The 7456-nt window shown below is 32.2% G+C and carries 7 protein-coding genes; all 7 read right to left on the bottom strand.

Annotated features, from left to right (window positions below; genetic code table 11):
- Positions 1-56: 56 nt before the first annotated feature.
- Positions 57-803 carry an SDR family NAD(P)-dependent oxidoreductase gene (locus tag ACI32A_RS07050; protein ID WP_439754333.1) on the bottom strand — a complete coding sequence of 249 codons (747 nt, stop codon included), beginning with the start codon at positions 801-803 and terminating at the stop codon, positions 57-59.
- Positions 804-824: 21 nt separating this feature from the next.
- Positions 825-1382: an elongation factor P gene (gene efp, locus ACI32A_RS07045; RefSeq protein WP_439754332.1), complete on the bottom strand. Its 558-nt coding sequence runs from the start codon at positions 1380-1382 to the stop codon at positions 825-827.
- Between the two features lie 69 nt (positions 1383-1451).
- Positions 1452-2684 (bottom strand): nicotinamide riboside transporter PnuC, encoded by a 1233-nt coding sequence (pnuC, locus tag ACI32A_RS07040; RefSeq protein WP_439754331.1) that lies wholly within the window; start codon positions 2682-2684, stop codon positions 1452-1454.
- Between the two features lie 95 nt (positions 2685-2779).
- Positions 2780-5011, bottom strand: coding sequence for an ATP-binding cassette domain-containing protein (locus ACI32A_RS07035; protein WP_439754330.1), 2232 nt, complete (start codon positions 5009-5011; stop codon positions 2780-2782).
- A gap of 1 nt (position 5012) precedes the next feature.
- A complete protein-coding gene (locus tag ACI32A_RS07030) occupies positions 5013-5855 on the bottom strand; it encodes a MerR family transcriptional regulator (protein ID WP_439754329.1) in 843 nt (280 codons plus the stop codon).
- 6 nt (positions 5856-5861) lie between these two features.
- Positions 5862-6596, bottom strand: a complete 735-nt coding sequence (locus ACI32A_RS07025) for an ABC transporter permease (protein ID WP_439754328.1) — start codon at positions 6594-6596, stop codon at positions 5862-5864.
- Complete coding sequence (locus ACI32A_RS07020; RefSeq protein WP_439754327.1) at positions 6593-7318, bottom strand: ABC transporter ATP-binding protein; 726 nt, start codon at positions 7316-7318, stop codon at positions 6593-6595. Before ACI32A_RS07020 ends, ACI32A_RS07025 begins: the two co-directional genes overlap by 4 nt.
- Between the last annotated feature and the right edge of the window lie 138 nt (positions 7319-7456).

The following is a 7456-nucleotide window of genomic DNA, read 5'->3' as shown; positions in this document are numbered from 1 at the left end:
TTCATTTTTTTCTTCAGTTCTATTATTTTTTTGATTTTTAACTTAATGACATTGTCTTAACAACTCCCTTTTTGTCCGCCATCAATTCGAATAATACTATTATTGATAAAGTTAGCTTGTTCACTGATTAGAAACCTTACCAAATAAGCCACTTCTTCTGGTTTTCCATATCGATTAACCAATATTTTTTCTTGTTCTTCTTTTAAAAATTCTTCATCATATCCTTCTAATTCATTTTCTGTTCCAATAAATCCCGGTGCAATGGCATTGACTGTAATATAAGGCCCCATTTCAAATGCCAAATTATGTGTTAAAGAAATTAAAGCCGCTTTGGAAGCATCATAATCAAAACACATAGGATAATATGTATTGATTCCATTAGTTGATGCGATATTAATAATTCGCCCATATCCTTTTTCCAGCATTCCCTTATAAACGCGTTTTGCACAATTATAAGCACCTACAACATTAACATCCAATGTTTTTCGAAATTCATTTGCTGTTTTTAAATGAAATAAATTTGATAAATCAATGGCAGCATTATTAATCAACACATCCACAGTTCCCATTTCCTTTTCAACAAAAGAAACCATTTCATGTACTTGTCCTTCTTTTGAAACATCACATTTAATTGCCATGCAACGCACCCCATATTCACTTACAATGAATTCTTTTAATGTTTCAGCTTCTGATTGTGAATGCACATAATTGATGACAATGTCATACTGATGCTTAGCTAATTCAAGCGCAATGGCTTTTCCAATTCCTTTAGCAGCCCCTGTTATTAATACAACTTGATTCATATTGAGAAAAAAAGAGCTTGATTAAGCTCTTCCTGCATATTTTCCATCCGCTGTAAAAACAACAATTTTTTCTCCCTGTTCAATAAATTGAGGAACACGAAGAGCAAGTCCTGTTTCCGTTACAGCATCTTTTGTCTGGTTTGTTGGGGCACCCTTAATTGCTGGATCACAAGTCGCAACTGTTAATTCAACTTTTTCTGGAACCGATACAGCTAACAACATTCCTTCAAAAAACATCAAAGAAGCTTCCATTCCTTCTACAATAAAATATTTGTTGAATCCCACCTGCTCTTCTGATAATTCATACATATCATATGTTTCGTTGTCCATAAAATTATAAATGGATCCTTCTGCATATGAAAATTGAGCCTGTTTCTTTGAAATATTAGCTTGTTCAAATTTTGTAGATGCATTAAAGTTTCTTTCCTGTGTTGAACCCGTTTTTAAGTTCTTCATTTTTGTTTTTAAAATCGCAGCCCCTTTACCAGGTTTCACGTGTTGAAAATCTAATACTTGCCAAGGATCTCCATCAACAATTAAAGTTAATCCTGTTCTAAAATCTCCTGCACTAATTGGCATATTCATCACTCCTATTTATCTTTTTATCGCTTCTAATTGTATCAGTTTTATACTTTTAACTCAAGAAAATCAGAACAATGTAAGTTTTTCTTCTTTATGTGATTTAATATATCGACTCCATTTAATATATCCATACGTTGTATTGGTAAAATAACCCAGCTTAAGAATTAATAAAACATATTGACCAGATATTATGTTAATAATGGATTCTAAGAAAGCACAAATGTACCAGGCAATCCATTGTTCTCGCATTCGAAAGAAAATGAACAATCCATTGGCAACACCTACAGCCGATGCACAAGCATCAATATAGATAACTGCCGTTTCTAATGTTTTATTGTGATAGAAATCTGTGGCAATATCCAATCCACTTAAAAAATATCCAACTACAACTGTCCATACAACAATCGCTAAAATAACCAATACTTCCTGATATCCTTTTAAACTGCGAACCGCTGTTAACTGATCTTCCTGATCGTCTTTATGCTTTGTCCAGTTGACAAAGCTTAAAATATCAATTGGAAGCCAGAAAAATAAAGTTGTCACCATCGTAGCGAATCGATACATTAAAACAATGCACATGACAATTTCTACAATTTCAACTAAAACTGAAACAAGAAAATTATATCTGGATTGTTTTGAAATCAATAATTCACATAAAATATTTAAGAATGTATCTAATAGATACAACAACATAATGACAATTCCATTAACGCCATTGGCACTTTCTTCTGGGAAAATCACAGAAAAAATCGTTGCCAAAACCATAATGGATAGAAACCATACTTTTTCATAGGTTGTAAATTGTTTCGCAAACAAAAACATAACCAAAACAGAAATAAATAAAATCAATGTTGAAGTTCCTAAATTAAAGATTGCCATAGTATCATTGGCCATTTTCTGTTTATACGATTCCCGTATTTCTTGTGTACTTACATCTTTATGATCAAAATACAATTTCGTTCCATTTTCCGTTTCAAATACATAAGCATTAATTGTATTTCCATCTAATTGAAGATAATCATCATATGAATACGAAATAATCATGGATTGAGTTCCATTGGTATATTCAACATCACATACCGTATAATCCTCATCAAAATCTTCTTCCTCTACATTTCGAACCATTTCAATCGATTCTACAAATGTGATTTGCCCAGCATTGGAATGAATTTTTGTCATTCCTGTTCCAAAAGAAAAAATCGAACACAGAAACAATAAACATAGAGCAACTAGCTCAATCCATTTTACACTTTTTTTGGATTCTATACTGGACTTAAAAAAATCAATCATCCTTCTCATAATACTTCCTCTCTTTAAAAAACCTTTTCTATTATAAACAAATTTTTGTATTTCGCCTATAATTTTATATTCAAAAAAAAGACCACAAAGTGATCTTATTTTCGCAAATATTCAGCTGTAATTGTATTGACTTCTAACATTTGTTTAGGACTACCCGAAAATACGACTTGCCCTCCTTTTGTTCCTCCATCTGGTCCAATATCAATAATATAATCTGCTAATTTCATTACATCAATATTATGTTCAATCACAATCACCGTATTTCCTCGATTCACAAAACCATCTAATATCTTTATGATTTTTTCAATGTCACTGGAATGAAGACCTGTGGTTGGTTCATCTAAAATATATATATTTCCTTTTTTTTGAATATTCTGCGCTAGTTTTACTCTTTGTCTTTCTCCTCCGGAAAACGTAGACAATGGTTGTCCCAATGAAATATAAGAAAGACCAACTTCCATAAGTGCAGATAACATTTGATTGATTTTTTTATTGTCTTCAAAAAATGATACAGCTTCTTCTACACTCATCTTTAATACATCAACTATTGTTTTTCCTTTATAAGTATATTTCAATGCCTGATCACTATATCTTGTTCCATTACAGTATTCACAAACCATTGTGACAGGTTCCATAAAAACCAATTCTGTTGTGATTGTTCCTTTTCCTTTACAATACGGACACGCTCCTTTTCCGTTAAATGTAAATAAACCCGCATCAACTTGATTTTCTTTGGCAAAGACTTTTCGAATTTCATCAAAAAAACCAAGAAACGTACAAACCGTGGATCGATTGGTTGCACTGATTGTATTTTGATCAATTAATATTACTTGGTCTTTATATTGTTGAGCAAATACATCTCGAATCAAAGAAGATTTTCCACTCCCTGCAACACCTGTTACAACTGTCAATACACCTACAGGAATATCAACATCTATATTTTTTAAATTATGAATAGAAGCATTTCGAATTGGAAGAAATGACTTTGGTTTTCGAACTGTTTCTTTAACAAATAATTGATTGGAAAGTGCATTCCCTGTTAATGTTCCACTATTTTTTAAATCTTGAACACTTCCTTGAAACAAAATTTGTCCTCCATTTTTTCCGGCAAGAGGCCCTATATCAATGACTTCATCCGCAATCGAAATAATATCTTTATCATGTTCAACAACTAATACTGTATTTCCTTTATCTCTAAGATTTTGTAATAAATTTGTCATTCGATATACAACTCTTGGATGCATACCTGTACTTGGCTCATCAAAAATATAAATCATTCCACATAGAGAACTTCCCATATAGCGTACCAGTTTTAATCTCTGGGCTTCTCCTCCAGATAATGTTGAACTTTCTCGGTTCATAGATAAATAAGGCAATCCAATATCAATCATTCGATTTAATGAAGCTTTGAGTTGTTCAATAATCGAAGTGGCTCTTACATCTTTAATTTGATCTAATACATTTTTTAAATCGGAAAATTCCATTTGACACATATCAAAAATAGAAAGACCATTAATGGTTACAGATAATGCCTTGTCATTGAGTCGCTTTCCTTTACAATCCGGGCACAAACACTCATACGTATAGCGACTGATTTTCTTCATTGTATTGTCTGTCTGTTCATCTTCTCCTTTCATCAATACAAGACGCTTGAACTGGTTATATACACCTTCTACTTTCTTTTCTATTCTTGGCTTGCCTTTTACTGGATTTCCATATAACAGAAAATTCTTTTCTTTTTCTGTTAAATATTTCCAGCAAACATCGCATCGAAAATATTCAGGATGTCGATAAATTTTCCAGTAATAGTTGCCTTTTTTAAAAGCAGGAAGTAAGAAACACCCTTCATCAAATGTTTTTTCTTCATCAATTAATTGAGTAATATCCAAATCTAGAATTTTCCCAATTCCAGAACAGGTTGGACACATTCCATTGGGATTGTTAAAAGAAAAAAAAGAAGAAGGCCCAATATTGGGCGTTCCAATTCTTGAATACAACAAACGAACAAGAGAATACATATCACTGATAGTTCCTACTGTAGAACGTGCATTTCCAGACAATCTTGTTTGATCAATAATGACAGATGGATTTAAATTTTCTATCGCATCTACATTTGGTTTTTCATATTTTGGTAAACGTCCTTTAATCCATGCACTATATGTTTCATTCATTTGTCTTTGGCTTTCGGCTGCAATGGTATCAAAAACAATACTGGATTTACCACAACCAGAGACTCCAGTAAATACCACAATTTTATTTTTAGGTATTGTTAAAGAAATATTTTTTAAATTATTTTGTCTTAATCCAATAATTTTAATTGGTTCCATGTTACCTCCTTTGAATCGGAATTTGAACTTCCGTTAACCATTCACTTTCCTTTTCCTGATTCCATACCCCATCAATATAAGACTCACGAATTTCTCCAGCAATTTCATATTCATTTTCTTCAATCCAGGATAGAATTCTAGAATAGGTTTGATGCAATGTTTCATAAGAACCTTTGTGATAGCTGCAAGCCGCTGTAATCGAAGGAAGCACCTGAAAAGATAAACCATCTAATTCTTTTTTTTCTTGTTTAATGGCCTGACAAATCTGAACATGAATGTTTTCATCTTGATATCCTGGTTCTTTATATAATGTGAAACAATAATCTGGATCTTGACAAACGCAATCAGCTTTTTCCATGAGTTCTCCCATCAATGGCATATCATCGAATAAGCAATCATATGTATCAATGACTTGATCCATATAGGCAACCAATGTTGACGGAATATTTCGAATCGTTACTACAGGTCCAAGTAAATCATTTCCTTGTGATAAATAGCGATCAATAGATGCCAGTTGTTCTGTAAGTCTGGCAATTTCATGAAGAATTTGTGCTTTCTTTTTCATTAATATTTCTTTTTGATTGGCTCCTTTTAATACAATTAAAATCTCATCCAATGTTAATCCCGTTTCTTTTAGTGCATTAATCTTTTGTAGTTGAGGCATTTGGGAAAGCGCATAGTATCGATATCCTGTTTCCGGATTAATGGTATATGGTTTTAAAAGTCCTTTTTCTTCATAAAAACGAAGTGTTTTCACACTTACATGATTGAACGCAGCAAACATTCCAATTTGATATGTTTTTACTTCTTCTAGACACAATGCATGTTTTTCTTTCGTTTCCATATTGTTTTACTCCCATCTAAATGTTTTTATTGAAATACATATACAAAGGATTCCAATTGTTAGAAGAAAAAGAACAGGAATCATTAAATCTTGATAATATCCTGCAGATATTTTCTTTAAAGCTTGTATCCCCGTTCCCAGTGGCATCCATTTTGCGATAAACTGCATTCTTTCAGGAAAAAGTTCAACAGGAATCATAGCCCCTGAAAATAAAAGCATTGGAAAATATATAAGTGTTGTTACAATATTCATAGTTTTTACAGTCTTACATAGACTGGCTACAACCATTCCAATGGAAAACATGGAAACCATTGTTAGTATCCAGACACTTCCATAAATGAAAATATTCCCTTTCATTTGATAGCCAAAACAAATGATAGCCAGTATTGTTAAAATCAAAGTAGATAAAAAGGCCATCATAGCACAAGAAAGAATATCACAGGCAAGAATCCATCCAACAGAACATGGACTGCAATACATTCGTTTCAATATTCCAGATGCTCGATTTTCGACAATAGTAATGGGAATGCTCATAAAAGCATTGCAGCAAATGCCTACTGTTGATAAGGCCACATAGCTGCTTTCAATCATAGTCAAACCATTTTGTGCTTGCCTGTTTCCTGCAATCATAGCAATCACAAATAAAGTAACGGCAGGCATTGTTAAATTAAAAATAATTACATCAGGTGAGCGTAAAAATTGTTTTTGTTCAATTAAATACATTGTCCTAAATCTTTTCATATTCCATTCTCCTTGTCCATATAATATAAATACGCTTCTTCTAAATTTGATTTTTTAGCTTGTTTAATGATGTCTTGTACACTTCCCTCTATGATCTTTATTCCATTTCGAATTAAACACAATCGATCACATAAAGCTTGTGCTTCTTCCATATAATGTGTCGTTAAAAAAATGGTCAATCCATTTTCTTTTAATTTCTTTAATACATGCCAGACTTCTCTTCTAGAAACTACATCCAATCCCGTTGTTAATTCATCTAAAAATACAATTTGAGGATTACCAATTAAAGCCAGAATAATAGAAAGCTTTTGTTTCTGGCCTGCCGATAACTTTGAAATAAACTGCTGCTTGGCATGCATCAAATGAAATTGTTCCAATAAAGATTCATAATCCAGAGGATATTCATATAGAGATGCATATTCTATACAAGCTTCTTCTACTTTCATAGCCGATGGATAACTCGTATTTTGAAGTTGAACGCCTACTTTTTCAAATACTTGTTTTCTATTTTCCATTGCGTTTAAACCAAAAATCAAAGCTTTCCCCTGATCTGGTTTTTTTAATCCAAGTATCATATCAATGGTTGTGCTTTTCCCGGCTCCATTGTGTCCAAGTAAGCCAAATACTTCTCCTTTTTGTATATCAAATGAAAGATTTTGAACAACGATATGATTTCCAAATGATTTTGTTAGATTTTGTACAGAAATAATTGATGTAATCATTTTGTATCCTCTCTTTCTTTACAATTTGAATTGTAAGCCCTCCATTTAAGGGAAGAGTCAACAAAAAAATAATTTTTTTCGCCAAGTTCAACTAAAAAGTTGATAATTGTACGTCAATAATGTCAATTTCAGGGATAT

The sequence above is a fragment of the Floccifex sp. genome (assembly GCF_051873555.1).
GTDB lineage: Bacteria > Bacillota_I > Bacilli_A > Erysipelotrichales > Erysipelotrichaceae > Floccifex.
Note: the sequence above shows the minus strand (reverse complement) of the source record. Positions and strands in the feature narration are given on the sequence as shown.